The sequence below is a fragment of the Advenella alkanexedens genome (genome assembly GCF_019132845.1).
Classification (GTDB): domain Bacteria; phylum Pseudomonadota; class Gammaproteobacteria; order Burkholderiales; family Burkholderiaceae_B; genus Advenella; species Advenella alkanexedens.
The window spans coordinates 305,216-327,905 of record NZ_JAHSPR010000002.1 but is presented as its reverse complement, the minus strand read 5'-3'; the positions used below and the strand labels follow the sequence as shown (position 1 = coordinate 327,905).

The window sequence follows — 22,690 nt, the reverse complement described above, 5'->3', positions numbered from 1 at the left end:
ATGTCACGTAACGAAGAACTCTTTGCTCGCGCCGCACAATCCATTCCTGGCGGCGTCAACTCTCCCGTCCGTGCGTTCCGCTCGGTAGGCGGCACACCCCGCTTCATCAGCAAGGCACGCGATGCTCATATCTGGGATGCCGACGGCAAGCAATACATTGATTACCTGGGCTCATGGGGCCCTGCCATTGTGGGCCATGCCCACCCTGAAGTTGTCAAGGCCGTGCAAGACGCAGCGGTTAACGGTCTTTCGTTTGGCGCGCCCACCGAAGGTGAAACCCTGCTGGCCGAAGCCATCATCAAGCGCCTGCCCTCCATTGAGCAGGTTCGTCTGGTCAGTTCGGGCACCGAGGCCACCATGAGCGCCATTCGCCTGGCCCGTGGTGCCACCGGCCGCGCCAAAATCATTAAATTTGAAGGCTGCTACCATGGTCATGCCGACAGCCTGCTGGTCAAGGCCGGTTCGGGTCTGCTCACCTTTGGCAACCCCACTTCTGCCGGTGTGCCGCCCGAGTTCGTGACACACACCATCGTGCTTGACTACAACGACCTTGATGCCGTTAGTGAAGCCTTCAAACAGCATGGCGATGACATTGCCTGCATTATCGTTGAGCCCATTGCCGGCAACATGAACCTGATCAAGCCGGCCCCCGGCTTCCTGGAAGGCCTGCGTGAATTGTGCACACAATACGGTGCCCTGCTGATTTTTGATGAAGTGATGACCGGTTTTCGGGCTGGCCCACAAGGCGTGCAAGGTTTAAGCGGTGTTACCCCCGACCTGACCACCCTGGCCAAAGTAATTGGCGGTGGCATGCCGGTAGGCGCCTTTGGTGGCCGTGCCGATGTCATGAAACACATTGCCCCATTGGGCGCGGTGTACCAGGCAGGCACGCTTTCCGGCAACCCGGTCTCGGTTGCCGCCGGCCTGGCCACCCTGGACATCCTGGGTCGCCCCGGCTTTTATGAAAACCTGGCGGCGCAAACCCAGAAACTGGTCAATGGCCTAAGCGAGCGCGCCAAGGCCGCCGGTGTAACATTCTGCGCCGATTCGGTAGGCGGCATGTTCGGCCTGTATTTCCGCGAAAGCATTCCCACCAGCTTTGCTGAGGTGTCCGACTCAAATGTTGAAGCCTTCAAAGTGTTTTTCCATGCCATGCTGGATCAGGGTGTTCATTTGGCACCGTCTGCTTTTGAGGCGGGTTTTGTATCGGCCAAACACGATGACGCCATTATTGCCCAAACGCTGGATGCGGCGGAGAAGGCTTTTGCGGCTATTTGATTGATGGGTGAGTGGCATTGAGGCCCTATTCAGAGGTTTCAGCCTGTTCATGGACTTATAGCAAACATTCTCCCAATACGGTATTGGGGGAATGCTTACATGACCATAGCTACCTTTTTGTAAAATACTTGTTGGCGCTTCAACTATTATTTTGAAAAACTCAAGTTATTCATCTGCTCAACAATACCTCGTATTTTGTCTGTTGCCTCAATTGCTTTATGCGGCAAAGCCGCAAAGAAAATCTTCTTTTTTTGATCAAGACTCCATGGGCTATTTTTTTCCACTTCTGAAAGGTATGTTTTTAAGGGATCTTGAGGGTACGCCAGTAATCCCCATGCAAAACCATCCTCTTGAGACTTAAACCGACCTAAATAAGCTGCCATTTGATAAAGGTCTTCACGCTGAGGGCCATCGGGCGCTGTTGGAGAAGGAAAAATAGACTTATACTTTGCATCGACTACTCCTTTGATATTCCCCTGTTCATAGAGAATTCCATCAGGCATTAATTTTCCAAGCAGCCGCTTATTAATATCACTGCTAAGCAGAAACTTCGATGCGCTTCTCTCCCTCGTCCCATGACTAACAGATAATGCCGCCGATCCTTTTCCAAGTACGCTCAGCACATACAATTCCCAAAGTTCAGCAACATCAAGGAGCAGGCCCTTAACCTCACCTTTACTTATTTCAGTAGTTAATCCTTGCCTATTGGCGATCTGGCGAGAGAGTTCTGCAATTTTTGCGAATCCTATAGTGATGGGTGTATAACGAACTTTTTCAAGTTCTTGTTGAGTGGGTACAGTAGGGTGGGGACCAGTAACAGCCAGGAGCTGATGCACAAGCTCAATGGCTCGTGAAGGCATCCATTTTTCGTCAGGTATTCCGAGCCCTTTACGTAAGACTCGATAAGCGGCAATGATTGCACATGAAGCAGCATGATCCAAGGATTTTTCAGAATGTACTGAAATGACCTGACCTTGACGAGCAGCAATAAGCCGGATTGATTTGGAGACGTCAAGCCGCCCCCTGATTGTAGCGCTCTTGACAGTCACGTCACGACGCAAGGATGGTAACCCATGACGGGCCGCCTCAATAATGCCTTGTACCCATACATATGCCAATAATTGAATAATGAAGGAGCTATTGCTTTGCAGCTCTCCCTGAACATTAGTGGTTACCACTGAGGTCGCTTCAATAAGCCAATCCCGAATTGTATCTAACCCGAAACGTGGCTGAATATTCAGACAGTGCCCTTTATACGAAAGTGTCCCAATATAGCGACCTGTCCACCAGGTTCCTTCCCTGTCACAATGAACAATACGTTCGTCATTATCCTGACTTGTACTGCCAGAAACTGAGATGGTTAAATTTTTTGCCTTAACATTTGATGCCACATCGCTCAACCAATTAACCAATTCTTCTTTGGGCAGCTCTTTAGATGATGGCATTTTAAGCTTAGAGCAGTCTTTAGCTTCTACTATCATCCCAATCCCCAGCTTTCAGAAACACCTCGGACAACCCCTTTAATTCCTCATTACGTGCATTGGTGTCGTACCCCATTAGATACTGCTCCAGTAAAGGCTGCAAAGATAATTTCCATAGCAGATAAACCGGCTCAAGTGCATTGCCTTTATTATTCCATAGGTGGTTGTTTTTTCTTGAGGAAGAGTTATCGATAAACTTATACAGAAAATCAACAATATCAAGGAAGTATGTATGCCCAATTTCATATTGGGAACCCAGTAATTGGCTATTTTTAATCTTATTATTCAAATTGCTGGCTGAAACTGCCAACCGTTGAAAATCAGGTTCAACGCGTTCCCAGCTTGGCAAGGCATTTTTATCCCTCTTTCTTTCTTTCCATCTACTTTCGGCGGCGACAAGTAGCGCATCGGCATTAAATGGACAAGACAACCACAAAAAACGTCGCCGCAGGGCAAAGTCAATTTGCTCAATAGATTGATCAATAAGGTTCATCGTCCCAATGACAAAAAGATTGTCAGGAATACGAAGCGTCAGGGTTGTTCCATTTGAATTACGTGCGGGTAAATCAATCGTTTGATCCCTATCCTCCAATAACGAGAAACACTCACCTAACATTCGACTCAAATCGGTACGATTCATTTCATCAAGAATTAGTACGTGTGGCAAGCCACCCGCTTTTTCACCACTCTTTTTTTGATCCTCTATTTTTTTAATTAATTCGGGCAGATAGCCTAAGCGATACTCTGTTGCCCCCTCAGCATTTATGTGTAATCCTCGCACAAAGTCTTCATAACCATAAGAGGGGTGAAGCTGTAATCGATGTGTATTATTAAGGATCGCTTTTTTAATTTCGGCTTCTGATTCAAAATATTGTGCTGCTGTCCAATTATCCAAGGCAGCAGCGCGAATGACCTTTTCAGCCAATTGTTTAGCCCGATATGTTTTCCCGGTCCCTGGTGGGCCATACAAGACAATTTGTTTTTTTATTAAAAGCGCTTCTACAGGTGCAATATCCTCAGAGGCGTCTGTGGTTTCATCATACCAAGCAGCTCTTAGCGGATCCTTGTAAAAATCCAGCTCTTTGCCTGGGATTAAATTTTCTAGCTTTGCACGTATATTAAAGAGATTTAGGTCTTGGTTTTCTGTGACCTCGTTTTCAATAAGGCCTGAGAATTTATCAATTATTTGTCGCTTATGGTTATTGGTCGCAATGTTTTCAAAGCTCTCAGGAAAGAGTAGGTGCAGCAACATATGGCGAATCTGACAGGAACCAGCGTTATAAGACCGAGAGTCATCTAAACTCTCAGGAATTTGAATCATATCTAAATAATTTTGGAACTCCCACGGCTTCCCTATTTTGTCCTGTTTTTCTTGTAGAGATAGGTTTTTCCATCCCAACATAAAAGTTATGAGAAAAGCCAACTCAAATGGACGACGAGTATTGTAACCGTAACCACCGCTACCGAGTCCGTATTCAAAGGCTTTGGAAATAGGATGGTCGTCCCTAAGTTGTTGTGGCTCGCTATCAACCCACCCAAGCACCTCATTAACTACTTTTCGCTTTTGCACTCCTCGAACACTGGATGGAAACAAGAAGTACACACACAACAGCTCTGCTGCAAGCTGGATCACTTCATTTCCTTCTGGCTTGATCTGATTTTCAAATTTTTCAATAAAAGTAAGTGTAGCTGTTGTATCAGGCTTTGCAATAAAACAGTTATGGATTTTTTGTAAATTCTCTAATTTCCAAATATCACCCTTCCCCGAAATGAGGGAACAGTCATCGAACAGGCATTTCTCACGAAAATCCTTTGCTATTTCATATATTTTATTGCTATTGCTATCGTTTGAACGAGCCATTTCTTACTCAACCCCTTTGTAAAAAATTATTGTAAATAGTAAATAAATTTTAAGACATATCAAGATGATACCTAATATGTGAAGTTGGGTGTTATCTTTTCAACACATACTTTTAGGAGCAAGCATATCCGAAACCTGAATTCCTGTTCGTTTTGGCTCTAAACCGACCAAACTGACGAATAAACATCACGCGATTCGATGTTCAAGAAAATAGTAAGGTTTTATTAGTACGAACTCAGGAAAACCAAAGCTATCCCAATCCCGCACATTTTATTTCAGGAGAATCTGAAAACTCATGCCCCAACTCATCTACCATCTTGATGAAATAGCCCGCAAACAACAACGTGGCATTTTATATATCACTTTTGGCCCATATATTGAACCGTTAACCCCTTCATTTTTTCTTGATGACGAAAATAGCGAATGGTATTGGGAAGATTACCAGGCAAGAAAAATGATCATCAACTGGCTGGATAATAATAATTACCAATGGCATGAATGTGGCCATATTAACTGGCGTAACGGTTGGCAAAGATATGGTTATGACGGCAGGATTTACTTAGATACCCCTTATGACGTAGAAAATGAAAAATATATGCTACTTCAAGAATATCTGGAAAATCCTGATGGATCCATGAAATATCCTGACGTTCACTTTTGCTATTTACCATTGGAAACAGCCCTAAAACTACAGCGGTCTCCTGATGAAGAATGAGCTGTTCAATCAAGGGTCATGACGCCATGGTCTAAAAATGCTCTAACTCAAGATCCACGATACATAAGCTTTACCACTGATTTATCAGCATTTTCATCTTTGCCTGATCCAATGACCTCTACGGAAAGATGAATCAAATGCCGGACTAAGGATTAAGATGCACTTTTTTCTAGCACATCGCTTTACCATCACTCCCCAATTTTTTTCAGCCCTACCACTTTTTATAGCATCTCCAGTTATTTACGGTTATTATTAAGGGTATTCCATAATCCCAAGGGCAGAAAAGCAGAATGGCTGTCAATCTTCATATTCCCAGTGAAACAGATATTTTTCCTGTCGCAGGCGTAGAAATCGGTGTAACCGAGGCCGGTATCAAAAAAGAAAACCGTAAAGATCTTACCGTTTTCAAATTCAGTCCAGGTACTGCCGTGGCAGGTGTTTTTACCAAAAACCGTTTTCGTGCAGCGCCTGTTCAAATATGCGAGTCGCGTCTGCAAGCCGGTCATGACATCCGTGCCCTGCTTATCAACACCGGCAATGCCAACGCAGGTAGCGGTGCCGATGGCCTTGACCGTGCATATGCCACTTGTCATGCCCTGGCCAAAGAACTGGGTGTTCTGGAAGAGCAAATCCTGCCTTTTTCAACCGGCGTCATCCTTGAACCCCTGCCTAGCGATAAAATCATTGCCGCCCTGCCAAAGGCCATCAATGCCTTGGGTAAAAACGAGTGGATGAAAGCCGCTTATGGCATCATGACCACTGACACCCTGCCCAAAATCTGTTCCCGGCAAATCCAGATTGAGGGCAGAACCGTTACCTTTACCGGTATCAGCAAAGGCGCTGGCATGATTCGCCCCAACATGGCAACCATGCTGGGCTTCCTGGCAACCGATGCCGATATCGAGCCCCAGCTGCTCAAGTCACTCACCCTGGACATTGCCAATCATTCTTTCAACCGTATCACGGTTGATGGCGACACCTCCACCAATGACTCTTTCATCGTAGCCGCCACCGGTCAAAGTGGCATTCAGGTAGACAACACCAGCAGCCCTCACTACGAAACCATCAAGAACGAACTGACTGCCATGGCTCGCGAGCTGGCACAAAAAATCGTACGCGATGCCGAAGGGGCCACCAAATTCATTACCGTTCGCATTGAAGACGCAGGCAATTCCGAAGAAGCACTTAAAGTTGCTTATGCCATTGCCCACTCACCACTGGTGAAAACCGCGTTTTATGCTTCCGATCCAAACCTGGGCCGCATTCTGGCTGCGGTGGGTTACGCGGGTATCGAAGACCTTGACGTGAACAAAACCCGCTTATGGCTGGGTGATGTGCTGGTAGCCGAAAACGGCGGCCGCTCCCCGGCTTACCAGGAAGAAGATGGCCAACGCGTCATGAACGAAGCCGAAATCCTGGTGCGCATTTCCCTGGGTCGCGGCGATGTGACCGAGACAGTTTACACCTGCGACTTCTCTCATGAGTACGTCACCATTAACGCAGATTACCGTTCCTGATACGACATGACTGTCCCACAAAAACCGGTCACGCCTGTCGTTGACCGGTTTTTTTCTGCCAAACAGCCCACATTACCCTGCCAGGCCTGGCGCGACCTGTACTGGCTGCTGCATACCCAACCCTTGCTGGCACCCGGCTTTGCCTCTTACCCCCCCGCCCGCTTTCCGGATCATTGCCTGCAACACATCATGCAATGGATGTACCAAGAGCAGCAACATCCGATGGCTTTGACGCCCCAAACGGAAACCCGCTTCAGGCGTCTGGGTCTATATGCCGAACACCTTCTGAAACTGGGGCTGGACCACTGCCAGGACACCCGGCTTTTACTGCACCACCACCCTATTCACCTGGAACCGGTTGCCCCGGAAAAAGGCCGTAAAACGCTGGGAGAAGTAGATTACATTTGGCAGGAAAACAAAACCGGAGCCATTCATCACTGGGAACTGGCCGTCAAGCTTTACCTTTACGTGCCCTTATCTGAAGCGCCCGATCTGCCTACTGACGGGCAGGCCAACAAGGAATTGCATCGTTTCGTTGGCACCCAGTTGCACGATACGCTATACAGAAAAACACAACGTCTGTTTAACCACCAATTGCAACTGTCCGCTCATGAGCAAATTACCACCCGGCTGGGCAGGCAGGTGGATGAATGGGGGATTTACCTGAAAGGCTGGCTGTTTTATCCCTTGCAAGGTAGCGATTGGGACAGCTATCTGTTCCCAGGAAAAACCACGCTTGACTGCCTGAATCCGGCTCATAATAAAGGCTGGTGGCTGCGTCTGCCCGATTTCCTGGCCCGCCTTGCCCGCCAGCCCGACAACATTCGCTGGCTTGTCCTGCCCCGGCTGAACTGGTTATCCGAAGCATGGGCGACATCCGGACAAACACTTGATGCCTCGCAGTTACAGCAACAGCTTGGCCTGCATTTCCTTGCCGATAACCACCCTGCCGAACCCCTCCTGCTTGCTGCCCTCCAGGAAGACCCGGCGCATCCCGGACTTTACCGGGAAAACCATCGCGGCTTTGTGACGGGCCATACCTGGGCACGTGCCTGAAAACCACACCCATCCCCCCAGGTACCCAACTTTATTTCATCAAGCAATTGATTTATTTGACTTTTCAGAAGCAAGCAGGATAAAATGCAAGGCTTAGCATAAATTTTGCTATGTTACTTAATTATTTTTGAGGTTAAACCATATGTACGCGGTCATAAAAACCGGTGGCAAACAGTATCGTGTTGCCGAAGGTCAAAAACTTAAGATAGAACAGATACCGGCTGACATTGGGCAAGAAATCTCGCTAGACCAGGTTTTGTCAGTAGGCGAAGGTGAATCAATCAAGGTTGGTACTCCTTTAGTTGCTGGTGCTGTGGTGAAAGCAAAGGTTCTTGCACAGGGTCGTCACGATAAAGTGAAAATTTTCAAAATGCGCCGTCGCAAGCACTATCAGCGTCACCAAGGCCATCGCCAAAATTACACACAAATCGTTATCGAAGCTATCACAGCTTAATTTCGACTTACCTTAATACAGCAGGAGCTAATCATGGCACAAAAGAAAGGCGGCGGCTCAACCCGCAACGGCCGCGACTCAGAATCCAAACGTCTGGGTGTTAAAGCGTACGGTGGTCAGGTAATCCCGGCAGGATCCATCATTGTTCGTCAGCGTGGCACTCGTTTCCACCCCGGAACCAACGTAGGTATCGGCAAAGACCACACTTTATTTGCATTGGTTGATGGCAGCGTACAGTTCTCTGTAAAAGGCGCACTCAACAAGCAAACCGTTTCTGTTATTGCTGCTGAATAAGCGCAGTTTCAAAAACAATCAATGCCGTTCACTCTATCAGGTGAGCGGCATTTTTATTTTTATCCCCTTCCGAAATGCAGCTAACGCAATTTGGATTTAGAATAACTGTTTATAAGCAGAAAAGCGAACCATGAAATTCGTAGACGAAGCCACCATCGAAGTGATCGCAGGAAAAGGCGGCAATGGCGCAGCCAGCTTCCGGCGTGAAAAATTTATTCCCAAAGGCGGCCCCGACGGCGGAGACGGCGGTCGTGGCGGTAGCATTTATGCCATCGCCGACCGCAATATCAATACCCTTATCGATTTTCGCTATGCCCGCCTGCACCGTGCCAAAAACGGTGAAAATGGCCGAGGCTCCGACCAGTACGGTGCAGCCGCACCCGATATTACCTTGCGGGTTCCCGTCGGCACGGTTATTTATGACTATGAAACAGGCGAGCAGCTGTTCGACCTGGATCGCCACGGTGAACAAGTCACCCTGGCAGCGGGCGGCCAGGGCGGCTTGGGTAACCTGCATTTCAAATCCAGCGTCAATCGCGCACCGCGCCAGTTTACCCATGGTACCGAAGGTGAACAGCGCAAACTGAGAATGGAATTGAAGGTACTGGCCGATGTGGGCCTGCTGGGCATGCCCAATGCCGGCAAATCCACCCTTATCACCAAAATTTCCAACGCCAAACCTAAAATTGCCGATTATCCGTTTACCACGCTGCACCCCAACCTGGGTGTGGTGCGCACCTCGGCGGCTCGCAGTTTTGTCGTGGCCGACATTCCCGGTTTAATTGAAGGGGCATCCGAAGGGGCTGGCCTGGGCCACCTGTTCCTGCGCCACCTTACCCGTACCCGGGTATTGCTGCACCTGGTCGATGTTTCCTCCCTTGATCCCGATGTCGATCCCGTCGAAAAAGCCGTGGCTGATGCAAAAGCCATTGTGGAAGAACTGCGCCTGTACGATGCGGAACTGTACAACAAGCCCCGCTGGCTGGTGCTTAACAAACTGGATATGCTTGAAAACCCGGAAGAAATCAAACAACGCTTCTGCCAGGAATTCGGATGGGATGGCCCGGTATTTGCCATTTCAGCCCTTAGCGGCGAAGGCACGCAAGAACTGGTCTGGGCTTTGCAAGAGTACCTCGACAAAGTCAAGGCTCAAGAACATCTCGAGCAGGATAAACAGCAGGAAAACTATACCCCTGAAGATCCGCGCTTTGATGATTCCCGTCATAACCTTTAATCAATCATTTATTTTTTGTTTCTCTCCCGATTCACATCATGAGCACCGTGCCCCAATCTGCCGTTCATTCAGCCCAACGTATTGTCATTAAAGTGGGCTCTTCTCTTGTTACCAATAATGGCAAGGGCCTGGATAACACCGCCATCCGGCAGTGGGCATCGCAAATTGCCGCGCTCAGGAAACAAAACAAGCAAGTGGTTCTGGTATCCAGCGGTTCAGTGGCCGAAGGCATGGCACGCCTTAACTGGCAAACCCGCCCCAAAGCCATGAACGAACTGCAGGCTGCCGCGGCAATCGGACAAATGGGACTGATTCAGGCCTATGAAACCGCATTTCATGAGCACAATCTGTGCGCCGCCCAGATTTTGTTAACCCATGAAGACCTGGCCGATCGCCACCGCTATCTGAATGCCCGTTCCACCCTGTTTACCCTGCTTGATCTGGGGGTCATTCCCATCGTTAACGAAAACGACACCGTGGTTACCGATGAAATCCGCCTGGGCGACAACGATACGCTGGGTGCCCTGGTCACCAATTTAATTGAGGCGGATGTTTTAATTATTTTGACTGACCAAAGCGGCCTGTATGACAGCGACCCACGCAAGAACCCACAGGCCAAACTCATCTCGGTGGCCACGGCAGGCGATCCTGCACTTGAGGAAATGGCCGGTGGCGCCGGCTCCAATATTGGTACCGGTGGCATGGCCACCAAAGTGCTGGCGGCCAAACGTGCAGCCAATAGCGGTGCACATACCGTCATTGCCTCGGGCCGTGAACCTAACGTACTTGAACGCTTAAGTCAGGGAGAATCCATTGGCAGCGAATTGCGTGCCTCGGTGGCGGTACGCTCTGCCCGTAAACAATGGCTGGCCGATCATCTGCGGCTGCGCGGCCAGATCACCCTGGATGAAGGTGCCCTCAAAGCCCTTACCCTGCAAGGAAAAAGCCTGCTGCCCGTGGGCGTTATCCGCGTCAATGGTGAGTTTGAACGGGGCGATGTAGTGGCCTGCATGGATGAAAACAATGTTGAATATGCACGCGGCCTGATCAACTATTCCTCCTCAGACACCCGCCGCATCATGCGCCAGCCCACCCATAAAATTGAAACCATTCTGGGCTCAATGACCGCCGCTGAACTGATGCACCGCAACAATATGGTGGTGCTGCGCAAGTTTGCCAAAGCCTGAGTTCATGCGCCGGTGCCTTCCGGTGCCCACGCTGGAGCATGGGCACCAATACCACGCTCCCGAGGCTGTCGCAAAAGGCCCTTCTGGCTCCCACGCTCCCGCGTGGGAGCCAATAAAGCCTGAAGTCCTGCGCCAGTTCCTGCTGGCATGCCTTCCGGTGCCCACGCTGGAGCATGGGCACCAATATAGCCAACAACCTTATATAACCTTCAGTTTTAAACATCAATGAAATAGTTATTTTTATTTATTAAATATTTCATATAGCATTCATCAGATCCCATCATTGTTTCTTATCGCTCCTGGTTTCTGATGTCTTCTTATTACCCCATCTTCACCAATCTCAACAAGCGCCCCGTCCTGGTTGTCGGTGGTGGCCACGTTGCCGCACGTAAAATTGCTTCCCTGCTCAAAGCCGGTGCCCAGGTGCGCGTGGTGGCCCAGGCGCTTTGTGATGAAGTGGCCCAATGGGTCAAGGAAGACCGTATCAGCCATGTTGCAGACTCGTTTCAGGCAGAGCAATTAAATGATGTATTTCTGGTTATTGGTGCCACCGACAATGCAGCACTGAACCGCCAGATCGCCAGCGAAGCCGAGCGGCGCCAGAAACTGGTAAATATTGTGGATACCCAGGAGCTCTGCTCCTTCATCCTGCCCTCCGTCATTGACCGTGCCCCCATTCAAATTGCCATTTCAAGCCAGGGCACTTCTCCTGTCCTGATCCGGCTGCTGCGGGAAAAACTGGAAGCCCTGATTCCCCATCATTTAGGTGAAGTCGCCAGCCTGGCTGGCAAATGGCGCGAGCAGGTCAAAGCGCGCCTGAGCAACATCACGGAACGCCGCCGCTTCTGGGAGAACCTGTTTGCCAGCCGTTTTAACACCCTGATGGCAAACGGACAACCCCAACAGGCCGAAGAAGAACTGGAACAACAGCTGAATGGCCATACCCGCCAGCCCGGTGAAGTCACGCTGGTCGGTGCCGGCCCCGGTGACCCGGAGCTGCTTACCTTAAAAGCGCTGCAAGCCATTCAGCAGGCCGATATCGTATTGTACGATGCCCTGATCAGCGATGAAATCCTGGAACTGGTACGCCGTGATGCGATTCGGGAATCGGTGGGTAAACGGGCAGGCGCGCATTCGGTCGCCCAGGAAGACACCAACCAGCGCCTGATCAAATACGCCAAACAGGGCCTGCGCGTGGTGCGCCTGAAAGGAGGCGACCCGTTTGTCTTTGGCCGTGGAGCCGAAGAACTGGAAGCCCTGCGTGAAGAAAACATTGCTTACCGGGTGATTCCGGGCATTACCGCGGCACTGGGCGCAACCGCCTATGCCGGTATTCCGCTCACACACCGTGATCACGCTCAAACCGCCATGTTCATTACCGGCCACTGCCGCCCCGATGGTGATGAGCTGGAATGGAAAACCCTGGCCCGTGGCAAACAGACATTAGTGATTTACATGGGCACCATCAAGGCCGAGGAAATTTCACACCAGCTGATTGCCCATGGCCGCAAAGAAAACACACCCATTGCCATTATCAGCCATGGTACCCGCAAGAACCAGCAGGTTCAGACCGGTACCCTGGCACAACTGCCTGAACTGGCCAAACTGGCGCAAGCCCCTGCCCTTATTGTGGTAGGTGAAACGGCCGGGCTTCATTCAAATTTGAAATGGTTTGGTGATTAGGCGTTCCTGTGCACAGATGTGGCTGGGGGACCAGGCTGCGGTAGGCATTCCCACGCAGGAGCATGGGAACGAGCTGCGAGGGGAGACTGGGGTCACCACGCAGGAGCGTGGAGACCAGATGCTAACTTCTTGTTCCCATGCTCCCGCGTGGGAACCATCAGTCTTCCGCCTCTTACGCCTGATGATAAATTTCAGCGCCTTTTTTCACGAACTCGATGGATTTTTCCTGCATGCCTTTTTGCAGGGCATCCTTGTCACTGATTCCCTGCTGTTCGGCATATTCGCGTACGTCCTGCGTGATTTTCATGCTGCAAAAATGCGGTCCGCACATGGAGCAGAAATGCGCCACTTTCATGGAATCTTTGGGCAGGGTTTCATCATGAAAATCCTTGGCCGTATCCGGGTCAAGCCCCAGGTTGAACTGGTCGTCCCAGCGGAACTCAAAACGTGCCTTGGACAGGGCATTGTCCCGAATGGCTGAGCCCGGATGCCCTTTGGCCAAATCAGCGGCATGAGCGGCAATTTTGTAGGTAATAATGCCATCTTTCACATCTTTCTTATTGGGCAGACCCAGGTGTTCTTTAGGGGTTACATAACAAAGCATGGCGGTACCGTACCAGCCAATCAGGGCGGCCCCAATGCCTGAAGTGATGTGATCGTAGCCGGGCGCAATATCGGTAGTGAGCGGGCCCAGCGTATAAAACGGTGCTTCATGGCAATGTTCCAGCTGCATGTCCATGTTTTCACGAATCAGGTGCATCGGTACATGACCGGGACCTTCAATCATGACCTGCACATCGTGCTTCCAGGCCACCTGGGTTAATTCGCCCAGGGTTTTCAGCTCGGCAAACTGGGCTTCGTCGTTGGCATCGTAACCCGAGCCCGGGCGCAAGCCGTCTCCCAGCGAGAAGCTCACATCATAAGCTTTCATGATGTCGCAAATATCTTCAAAATGCTCGTACAGGAAACTTTCCTTGTGATGCGCCAGGCACCATTTGGCCATAATCGAACCACCCCGCGACACAATACCCGTCATGCGATTGGCGGTCATGGGAATGAAAGGCAAACGCACACCGGCATGAATGGTGAAGTAATCCACACCCTGCTCGGCCTGTTCAATCAAGGTGTCCCGGAAAATTTCCCAAGTCAATTCTTCGGCCTTGCCATCGACTTTTTCCAGCGCCTGGTAAATGGGCACGGTGCCAATCGGCACCGGCGAATTGCGGATGATCCACTCGCGGGTTTCATGAATATTTTTACCCGTCGACAAATCCATCACCGTATCGCCACCCCAGCGGATGGCCCAGGTCATTTTCTCCACTTCTTCGTGAATGCCCGACCCCAAGGCCGAGTTGCCAATATTGGCATTGATCTTTACCAGGAAATTGCGGCCAATCACCATCGGTTCAATTTCAGGGTGGTTGATATTGGCCGGAATAATGGCACGGCCACGGGCAATTTCATCGCGCACGAATTCCGGCGTGATGCGCTGGGGAATGGATGCCCCAAACGACTGGCCCGGATGCTGGCGGCTGATGCGTGCGGCCAGTTTTTCCCCTTCGGGCCCACTTTGGCGCAGGCTTTCCAGGTACTGCTCCACCCGCATGTTTTCACGGATGGACACGAACTCCATTTCAGGGGTCACAATCCCTTTGCGCGCATAGTGCATTTGCGTGACGTTTTGCCCGGCCCTGGCGCGTCGTGGCGGGCGCTGCAATTCAAAACGCATGGCGGCCAGCTGCGGGTCTTGCAGGCGCTGCCGCCCGTATTCACTGCTGGGGCCACCCAGCACTTCGGTATCATTGCGCTCTTCAATCCAGGCGTTGCGCAATGCCGGCAAGCCTTTTCGAATATCAATCCGCACGGTGGGATCGGTATAAGGGCCGCTGGTATCGTAAACCGTCAGCGGTGGGTTCTTTTCACCACCAAACATAGTGGGGGTGTCATCTTGCGAGATTTCCCGAAAAGGCACGCGAATATCAGGGCGTGACCCCTGTTCATAAATTTTGCGTGACCGTGGCAATGACTGGACAGCCGCATTGTCAACCTGTGCAGTGGCTGCGGAAAAAATGGGTTTAGCGCTCATGATTGCTCCAAATGAAAAAATTGGAGCCGAATAGGGAATGACTTTCGAGGGATTCGAATGTTGAACTCCCAGCCTCGGCATTATCCGTACTGGTACAAAGGGTCTCTCTCAACCAAGCGAATGCTTAGTACCCCTGTTTGAAGCGTAAATTATACGTAGACGACTGTCTTGTGTCCAGATGATTCTTCAACCACAAAAAACAATCATTTTCCAAAACTAATTAACCGAATTCCATGGGAATAAATCGTATTTACGCAAATCTGTCATAAAATCTTGGCTTGCCTGGTATTTAAATAACCGCCCCAAAACACACCTACTGTTACCTCGAAGGAAAGATCATGTCTTTAATGAAAAAAGCATTGTTTGTCGGCCTGAGCCTGTGTTTTTCTACCGTATCCGCTACCGCCTCGGCCCAGGAAACCACCAAAGTGGTCATTGGCATGTCTGGCTGGACCGGATTTGCCCCCCTGACCCTGGCACAAAAAGCCGGCTTTTTCAAAAAACACGGTTTGGATGTCGACATCAAATTCCTGCCCGTTAAAGACCGTCTGCTGGCCTACGCTTCCGGCTCTTTGCAATGTGTGGCCACCACCATCGACAGCTTCATCGCCTGGAATGCCAACAATGTACCGGTCACCCAAATATTCATGCTGGATGCCTCCCATGGCGCCGATGGCATCGCGGTACGCAATGACGTTAATGACATCAAGGAACTGAAAGGTAAAACCATTGCCGTGGAAACAGCGGGTGCCTCTCCTTACTTTCTGTTGTCTTACATGATGCACAAAAACGGCATCAAAATGTCCGAAATCAAAACCAACACCCTGTCACCACAGGCTGCTGCCCAGGCATTCAATGCAGGTCAGGTTGATGTAGCCATGAGCTACGAACCCTACCTGTCCACCGTTCGTGAAAACGAAAAAGGCGGCAAAATCCTGGCAACAACCGTTGAATACCCTGCGATCATCGACTTTGTCGGCTGCAACCCCACCTGGCTCAAAGACAACCCCAAAGCCGGTTACGCACTTGTTGCCGGCTACTCTGATGCCCTTGAGATGATTAAAAATAATCCTAAGGAAGCCTATACCATCATGGGCGCCGAAGTTAAGCAGTCTGCTGAGCAATTCGAAAAATCCGCTTCATTCCTGACCTGGAAAACCAAGGAAGACAGTCGCGAATACTTCAAAAATGACATTATTCCCTTCATGAAAGAAGCCACCGACATCCTGATTGACACCAAAGTGATCCGCAAGGCGCCAGCAGACCTGAACGCCCTGTTTGATGCGACTTATGTTAATTAACTCATGCCGTCTTAAGTCTTAAATAACGCAGTAATGAAACCAACACAACACAAAATTTTTGAATTCAGGCCGTTGCATCCCGTTCACCCACGCTTCAAGTGGGTGCTGGGTCTGCTCTTTTTCATTGTATTCGTTGCCGTCTGGGCCGCTTTTACCCTGGGGGGATTTGTTTCCCCCACTTTCCTGGCCAGCCCGCTTACCATGCTTGAAGAGGGATACCTGCTTTTCACGGAATACAATTTTATTCATGATATTGGTATGACGGTCATGCGTGTGCTGGTTGGTTTCCTGCTGGCGTGTCTGGTTGCCGTGCCATTGGGAATTGCCATGGGGGCCTTCAAGTTTATCGAAGCGTTCCTGGAGCCCTTTGTTTCCTTCTGTCGCTATCTGCCAGCGTCAGCATTTATTCCCTTGCTGATTTTATGGGCAGGTGTTGATGAAGCACAAAAAATACTGGTGATTTTTATTGGCTCGGTCTTCCAGATTATTCTGATGGTTTCGGTCACGGTCAGTAATGCCCGCAAGGATCTGGTGGAAGCGGCCTATACGCTGGGCGCCAATAACAAGGGAATCATCCGTCGCGTGATACTGCCCGGTGCAGCACCGGAAATTGCAGAAATCCTGCGCTTGGTGCTGGGCTGGGCCTGGACCTATGTGATTGTGGCCGAATTGATCGGTGCCTCGTCCGGTATCGGTCACATGATTACCAATAGTCAATCCCTGATGAACACAGGCCAGATTATTTTTGGCATTATCACCATTGGTGTTATTGGCCTGATTTCCGACTTTGCCTTCAAGGCGGTCAACCGCCATTTATTTGCCTGGAGCAACCTGTAATGAGTCAGCTGGAAATACAAAACATCAGCCGTGTCTTTCCGGGTAAAAAAGGCACACAAACCCAAGCCCTGACCCCGATCAATTTCAACGTCCAGGAAAATGATTTTGTCACTATCCTGGGCCCTTCGGGCTGTGGCAAATCAACCATGCTGCGCATTATTGCCGGGCTTGATCACCCCACCACCGGCCAGGTGCTTCTGGATGGCCAGCGCATTACCGGTCCCGGTGCCGACCGCGGCATGGTGTTTCAAAGCTATACCCTGTTTCCGTGGCTCACGGTAGAACAAAACATTTGTTTTGGCCTGCGTGAAAAAGGCATGACTGCCGCCGAACAAAAGGAACGCAGCAGTTACTTCATTCACCGTGTTGGCCTGAAAGGTTTTGAACAGCACTTTCCCAAACAATTGTCTGGCGGCATGCAGCAACGTACTGCGATTGCCCGTGCCCTGGCCAATGACCCCAAGATTTTGCTGCTGGATGAACCGTTTGGCGCCCTCGACAACCAGACCCGCCTGCTCATGCAGGAGCTGTTGCTGGGCATTTGGGAGTCGGCCCAAAAAACCGTCCTGTTTGTGACTCATGATATTGATGAATCCATTTTCATGGCCAACCGGATTGCCGTTTTCAGTGCCCGCCCCGGACGCATCAAAACCGAAATCAAGGTTAACCTGCCCCACCCCCGACACTACACCGTCAAGACAACACCCGAATTCATGGAGCTGAAAGCACGCCTGACGGAAGAGATCAGGGCCGAAGCGATTGCGGCGGAACAGCGTTAGATTTTTTTTTCCTTAATCGACGAAAGCCTGTCTTTCAAAATTTTCAATTACCCTTTCTGACATTTGCCTCTACAATTGTTTTTTTCCAATTCATTAAAACGTAGAGACAAAGTGTGAAGAAGACAAAGAGCGAGCAACAGCAAGACATCCGTTTGCTGGGAAAAATCCTTGGACAAAGCATTCATGAGTCCGACGGCAAACCCATTTTTGATGTTATTGAAACCGTGCGGCGTTCTGCCGTCAGTTTTCGCAGGGAAGGCAATATCAATGACAGTGAGGTCCTGCTGGACAAAATCACCTCACTGTCTGATGATGAAGCCAATACCCTGTCAAGGGCGTTCAGTTACTTCCTGCACCTGGCGAACCTGGCCGAAGACCGTGACCAGAACAGGCGCCACCGCCGCATTCTGCTGGAAAACAGTGATGAGCTACGCGGCAGTTTCAAGCATACATTGCTTAAGCTTAAAGAACAGGGGGTGTCACTGGAAGCCATCCGGGAGTTCTTTACAAAGGCATGCATTGTTCCGGTCTTGACTGCCCACCCCACCGAGGTCCAGCGCAAAAGCACGCTGGACCTGCACCGCGAGATTGGGCGTTGCCTGGCCCTGTACGACAAGCCGCTTACCGAATACGAACAGGCAGAGCTTGAGACCGAACTGGCCGGTCATATCAAAACCCTGTGGCTGACCCGCATGCTGCGTTTTAACAAGCTGATGGTGGATGATGAAATTGAAAACGCCATTGCCTATTTCAACAACACCTTCCTGACAGCCATCCCCAAGCTATACAGCCGCCTGAATCATTATCTGAAAACGCTGTCAGAGGACGGGGCAAGTGAGACGCCATCCCTGCCTACCTTCCTTAAAATGGGCTCCTGGATTGGCGGAGACCGTGACGGCAACCCGTTCGTGAATGCCGACACGCTTAAACATGCCGTCCTGCGCCAATCAACCGCCATTTTTGAGTATTACCTGACTGAAGTGCATTCGCTGGGTTCCGAACTGTCACTCAGCACCTCGCTGACCCAAGTGACCAAGGCTCTGCAAACGCTGTCCGACCTCAGCCCCGACCAGTCCAAACACCGTCAGGATGAGCCTTATCGCCGGGCCCTGATTTATATTTATGCCCGCCTGGCCGCCACCGCACGCCTGCTGACCGACCAAAGCATTACCATTCGCAGCACCCATGTGGCAGAGCCCTACACCACCCCTGCCGCCTTTGCGGACGATCTTGAAATCATTATCGACTCCCTGAAACAAAACCAGGCAGGTGCTGTGGTGACTTTGCATCTGGACAAACTATTGCAGGCAGTACGGGTTTTCGGTTTTCATCTGGCCACCCTGGATCTGCGCCAAAGCTCGGATGTTCACGAAAGAATCCTGACCGAACTGTACCGTCGCGCCGCCATTACCTTCAAGGGTAAACCGGTTGACTACGCCCGCTTAAGCGAAGAAGAAAAAGTAGAGCTGCTGCTGGACGAGCTCAATCAAAGCCGTCCACTGGTTTCCCCCTGGCAAGGTTACAGCGAAGAAACCACCAAGGAATTGGACATCCTGCGTGCGGCCGCCTTTGTCTGCAAGCGTTACGGCAAACAAACCATTCAGCAATATATTGTTTCCCACACAGAAACGCTTAGCGATATGCTCGAAGTCCTGGTCTTGCAGCAGGAAACCGGCCTGATCACGCAGGAACGCGATGAAAACGGCGAGCTGCTGCCCCTGTCAGAGGATGACGGCCTGATTGTGGTCCCCCTGTTTGAAACCATTCCCGACCTTCAGGCTGGCGCCGACATCATGGATCGCTGGCTTGGGCTGCCAGCTGTCAAAAACCGTATCCGGCACGCTCAGAACGGTATCCAGGAAGTCATGCTGGGCTACTCTGACAGCAACAAGGACGGGGGTTACCTGACGTCCAACTGGGCCTTGTACAAAACCGAGCTCGAACTGGTCCGGGTTTTTGAAAAACACGATATCCGCCTGCGCCTGTTCCATGGCCGTGGCGGTTCGGTAGGCCGTGGTGGCGGCTCCAGCTTTGATGCCATTCTGGCGCAGGCACCCGGTACGGTTGCCGGGCAAATCCGCCTGACCGAACAGGGCGAAGTCATTCAAAGCAAATACAAGAATGCCGATATTGGCGGCTGGCACCTTGAACTGCTGGTTTGCGCCACCCTGGAAGCCAGTCTCTCGGCCAAGAACAACACCCGGGACAGACACATGGAAAAATTCGCTCATGCGATGGATCATATGTCTGCCATTGCCGAGGCCACCTATCGCCAGCTGGTATACGGCACCCCTGAATTCAATGAATATTACTTTGCCGCGACCCCCATTCATGAAATTGCCGGCCTGAATATTGGCTCACGCCCGGCTTCACGCAAAAGCGGCCAACGTATTGAAGACCTGCGCGCCATTCCCTGGAGTTTTTCATGGGCACAATGCCGCCTGATGATTCCCGGCTGGTACGGCGTAGGCACTGCAATCGAAACCTATCTGAATGAAGGCATACCCGGTGCCCCTGAAACCGCCCGGGAACGTCTTGAGCAATTGCAGGAAATGGAACAGCATTGGCCCTTCTTCCGCACCATGCTGTCCAATATGGAAATGGTACTGGCAAAATCAGATTTGAACATTGGCAAGCAATACAGCTCTCTGGTCACGCAAACATCAACCCGGGAAAAAATCTTCGGCATGATTGAAACCGAACACGCCAAAACCCTGGCCATGCTCAAGAAAATTACCGGTCGCGAACTGCTGGCTGACAACCCCGAACTGGTGGCTGCCCTGCAAGAACGTTTTGCCTATATCGACCCGCTTAATTACTTGCAGGTTGAAGTCATTAGCCGCCTGCGCCAGGATGAAAAAGACAATGTCAAAGTCAGCAAGTTTGCCAGCGCCCGCAGCCAGCGCACCATCCACCTGACTATTAACGGGATTGCCACCGGCCTGCGAAACTCAGGCTAAGCAACTTGGATAGAGGTTCCCACGCGGGAGCGTGGGAATGCCTTGCCACCGGACACGGGCACAACAGCGCCCCCATCCGGTTACCGTTAAAAAATTAACGGCGCTTTAACTGGCTGACATCACGCACGGCACCTCGGTCGGCCGAGGTGGCCATGGCGGCATATGCCTGCAGGGCCTGTGACACATAACGCTCACGGTTTTCCGGTTGCCATGCACGATCACCCTTGGCTTCCATGGCGGCACGGCGACGCGCCAGCTCTTCATCGGAAATGGCCAGATGAATGGTACGGTTTGGAATATCAATCTCGATGATATCACCTTGCTGGACCAGACCGATATTACCGCCCTCAGCCGCCTCGGGAGAGGCATGACCGATCACCAGGCCTGACGAACCGCCTGAAAAGCGGCCATCTGTCAGCAAGGCAGCCTTGGCACCCAGACCTTTGGATTTCAGGTAAGAGGTGGGGTACAGCATTTCCTGCATGCCCGGACCCCCTTTAGGGCCTTCGTAGCGAATAATCACAACATCGCCTTCCTTGACCTGATCACCCAGAATACCGGCTGTTGCATCTTCCTGGCTTTCATAAACAACCGCCTTGCCGGTAAACTTCAAAATACTTTCATCAACACCGGCGGTTTTAACAATACAGCCATTGATGGCCAGGTTGCCATACAGTACTGCCAGACCGCCATCTTGTGAATAGGCATGTTCATGGCTGCGGATACAACCGTTGGCTCGATCAAGATCCAGACTGGGGTACTGTCTATCCTGACTGAAAGCCACTTGGGAGGGTACCCCACCTGGTGAAGCCTTGTAAAACTCTTTGACTTCCTCTGAGGCATGTCCACTATTGACATCCCACTGCTCAATGGCTTTGCCCAGCGTACCGCTGTGTACGTTACCTGCATTGAGGTCAAGTTTACCGGCACGAGCCAGCTCACCCAGAATCGCCATCACACCACCGGCACGATGAACATCTTCCATGTGGTATTTGTTGGTAGCCGGTGCCACCTTGCATAGACAGGGAACCTGACGGGAAATACGGTCAATATCACTCATATTGAAATCAATCTCTGCCTCTTGGGCAGCCGCCAGCAAATGCAGCACGGTATTGGTCGAACCACCCATAGCGACGTCCAGGGCCATGGCGTTTTCATAAGAGGATTTGGTCGCAATATTACGTGGCAGGACAGACGCATCATCCTGCTCGTAATAGCGTTTGCACAGCTCAACAATCAGACTGCCCGCACGCTCAAAAAGGGCACGGCGCTTGGCATGCGTTGCCACAATCGAACCGTTGCCCGGCAAGGACAGGCCCAGCACTTCGGTCAGGCAGTTCATGGAGTTGGCGGTAAACATACCAGAGCATGAACCACAGGTTGGGCAGGCACTACGCTCGGTTTCTTCGGTTTCCGCATCGGATACGGTGGGATCGCCCGCCTTGATCATGGCATCAATCAGGTCAAGCTTGGCAATGACCTTACCGGTTCCTGGCGCCAGAATTTTACCGGCTTCCATGGGACCACCCGATACGAAGACAACCGGGATATTCAAACGCATGGCAGCCATGAGCATGCCCGGGGTGATTTTGTCGCAGTTGGAAATGCAAACCATGGCATCGGCACAGTGTGCATTCACCATATACTCAACTGAATCGGCAATAAGCTCACGCGAAGGCAGGGAATACAGCATGCCACCATGGCCCATGGCAATCCCGTCATCAACCGCAATGGTATTGAACTCTTTGGCAACACCTCCGGCCGCTTCGATTTCACGCGCCACCAGCTGCCCCATATCTTTCAGGTGCACATGCCCTGGCACAAACTGGGTAAACGAGTTGACCACGGCAATAATAGGTTTGCCGAAATCTCCGTCTTTCATCCCTGTGGCTCGCCACAAAGCGCGGGCACCGGCCATATTGCGGCCATGTGTAGAGGTTTTTGAACGATACTGAGGCATACTGATT

Annotated in this window: 17 protein-coding genes; 13 read left to right on the top strand and 4 right to left on the bottom strand. The window is 51.0% G+C overall.

Translation table 11 applies throughout. The features are described from left to right. A complete protein-coding gene (gene hemL, locus KU392_RS03960) occupies nt 1-1,278 on the top strand; it encodes a glutamate-1-semialdehyde 2,1-aminomutase (RefSeq protein WP_217734622.1) in 1,278 nt (425 codons plus the stop codon). Nucleotides 1,279-1,424: 146 nt separating this feature from the next. Here hemL and KU392_RS03955 read toward each other — a convergent pair whose 3' ends face one another. Both KU392_RS03955 and KU392_RS03950 read right to left on the bottom strand, forming a co-directional pair. Beyond that, nucleotides 1,425-2,759 carry an McrC family protein gene (locus KU392_RS03955; RefSeq protein ID WP_217734621.1) on the bottom strand — a complete coding sequence of 445 codons (1,335 nt, stop codon included), beginning with the start codon at nt 2,757-2,759 and terminating at the stop codon, nt 1,425-1,427. Continuing rightward, the gene (locus KU392_RS03950) at nt 2,743-4,620 is read right to left on the bottom strand and encodes an AAA family ATPase (RefSeq protein ID WP_217734620.1); all 1,878 of its coding nucleotides are present in this window, start codon (nt 4,618-4,620) and stop codon (nt 2,743-2,745) included. Before KU392_RS03950 ends, KU392_RS03955 begins: the two co-directional genes overlap by 17 nt. 295 nt (nt 4,621-4,915) lie before the next feature. Between KU392_RS03950 and KU392_RS03945 the strand changes: the two genes are divergently transcribed. The 8 genes from KU392_RS03945 (at nt 4,916) to cysG (ending at nt 12,760) form a co-directional block, all read left to right on the top strand. Further along, entirely contained in the window at nt 4,916-5,335 is a 420-nt protein-coding gene (locus tag KU392_RS03945) for a hypothetical protein (protein WP_217734619.1), read from the top strand. A 290-nt stretch (nt 5,336-5,625) separates the two neighbouring features. Next, on the top strand, nt 5,626-6,852 hold the full coding sequence (gene argJ / locus KU392_RS03940) for a bifunctional glutamate N-acetyltransferase/amino-acid acetyltransferase ArgJ (RefSeq protein ID WP_217734618.1): 1,227 nt from the start codon (nt 5,626-5,628) through the stop codon (nt 6,850-6,852). A 6-nt stretch (nt 6,853-6,858) separates the two neighbouring features. After that, nucleotides 6,859-7,908, top strand: a complete 1,050-nt coding sequence (locus KU392_RS03935) for a DUF1853 family protein (RefSeq protein ID WP_217734617.1) — start codon at nt 6,859-6,861, stop codon at nt 7,906-7,908. A gap of 142 nt (nt 7,909-8,050) precedes the next feature. Then, nucleotides 8,051-8,362 (top strand): 50S ribosomal protein L21, encoded by a 312-nt coding sequence (gene rplU / locus KU392_RS03930; protein ID WP_169293581.1) that lies wholly within the window; start codon nt 8,051-8,053, stop codon nt 8,360-8,362. Nucleotides 8,363-8,395: 33 nt separating this feature from the next. Further along, entirely contained in the window at nt 8,396-8,656 is a 261-nt protein-coding gene (gene rpmA / locus KU392_RS03920) for a 50S ribosomal protein L27 (protein WP_169293580.1), read from the top strand. 130 nt (nt 8,657-8,786) lie between these two features. Beyond that, nucleotides 8,787-9,890 carry a GTPase ObgE gene (obgE, locus tag KU392_RS03915; RefSeq protein WP_217734616.1) on the top strand — a complete coding sequence of 368 codons (1,104 nt, stop codon included), beginning with the start codon at nt 8,787-8,789 and terminating at the stop codon, nt 9,888-9,890. A 38-nt stretch (nt 9,891-9,928) separates the two neighbouring features. Beyond that, the gene (proB, locus tag KU392_RS03910) at nt 9,929-11,077 is read left to right on the top strand and encodes a glutamate 5-kinase (protein ID WP_169293578.1); all 1,149 of its coding nucleotides are present in this window, start codon (nt 9,929-9,931) and stop codon (nt 11,075-11,077) included. Nucleotides 11,078-11,386: 309 nt separating this feature from the next. Next, entirely contained in the window at nt 11,387-12,760 is a 1,374-nt protein-coding gene (gene cysG, locus KU392_RS03905; RefSeq protein ID WP_217734615.1) for a siroheme synthase CysG, read from the top strand. Nucleotides 12,761-12,932: 172 nt separating this feature from the next. Here the strand turns inward: cysG and thiC are convergent, their stop codons facing one another. Then, nucleotides 12,933-14,846, bottom strand: coding sequence for a phosphomethylpyrimidine synthase ThiC (thiC, locus tag KU392_RS03900; RefSeq protein WP_169293576.1), 1,914 nt, complete (start codon nt 14,844-14,846; stop codon nt 12,933-12,935). 338 nt (nt 14,847-15,184) lie between these two features. Between thiC and KU392_RS03895 the strand changes: the two genes are divergently transcribed. From KU392_RS03895 to ppc, 4 genes are all read left to right on the top strand, one after another. Next, nucleotides 15,185-16,147 carry an ABC transporter substrate-binding protein gene (locus KU392_RS03895; protein ID WP_169293575.1) on the top strand — a complete coding sequence of 321 codons (963 nt, stop codon included), beginning with the start codon at nt 15,185-15,187 and terminating at the stop codon, nt 16,145-16,147. A gap of 33 nt (nt 16,148-16,180) precedes the next feature. Continuing rightward, on the top strand, nt 16,181-16,984 hold the full coding sequence (locus KU392_RS03890) for an ABC transporter permease (RefSeq protein ID WP_169293574.1): 804 nt from the start codon (nt 16,181-16,183) through the stop codon (nt 16,982-16,984). Beyond that, nucleotides 16,984-17,763: an ABC transporter ATP-binding protein gene (locus KU392_RS03885; protein ID WP_169293573.1), complete on the top strand. Its 780-nt coding sequence runs from the start codon at nt 16,984-16,986 to the stop codon at nt 17,761-17,763. The genes KU392_RS03890 and KU392_RS03885 overlap by 1 nt, the downstream gene beginning before the upstream one ends. 113 nt (nt 17,764-17,876) lie before the next feature. Beyond that, complete coding sequence (gene ppc / locus KU392_RS03880; protein ID WP_217734614.1) at nt 17,877-20,723, top strand: phosphoenolpyruvate carboxylase; 2,847 nt, start codon at nt 17,877-17,879, stop codon at nt 20,721-20,723. A gap of 94 nt (nt 20,724-20,817) precedes the next feature. Here the strand turns inward: ppc and ilvD are convergent, their stop codons facing one another. Then, complete coding sequence (ilvD, locus tag KU392_RS03875) at nt 20,818-22,683, bottom strand: dihydroxy-acid dehydratase (RefSeq protein WP_169293571.1); 1,866 nt, start codon at nt 22,681-22,683, stop codon at nt 20,818-20,820. Nucleotides 22,684-22,690: the final 7 nt, after the last annotated feature.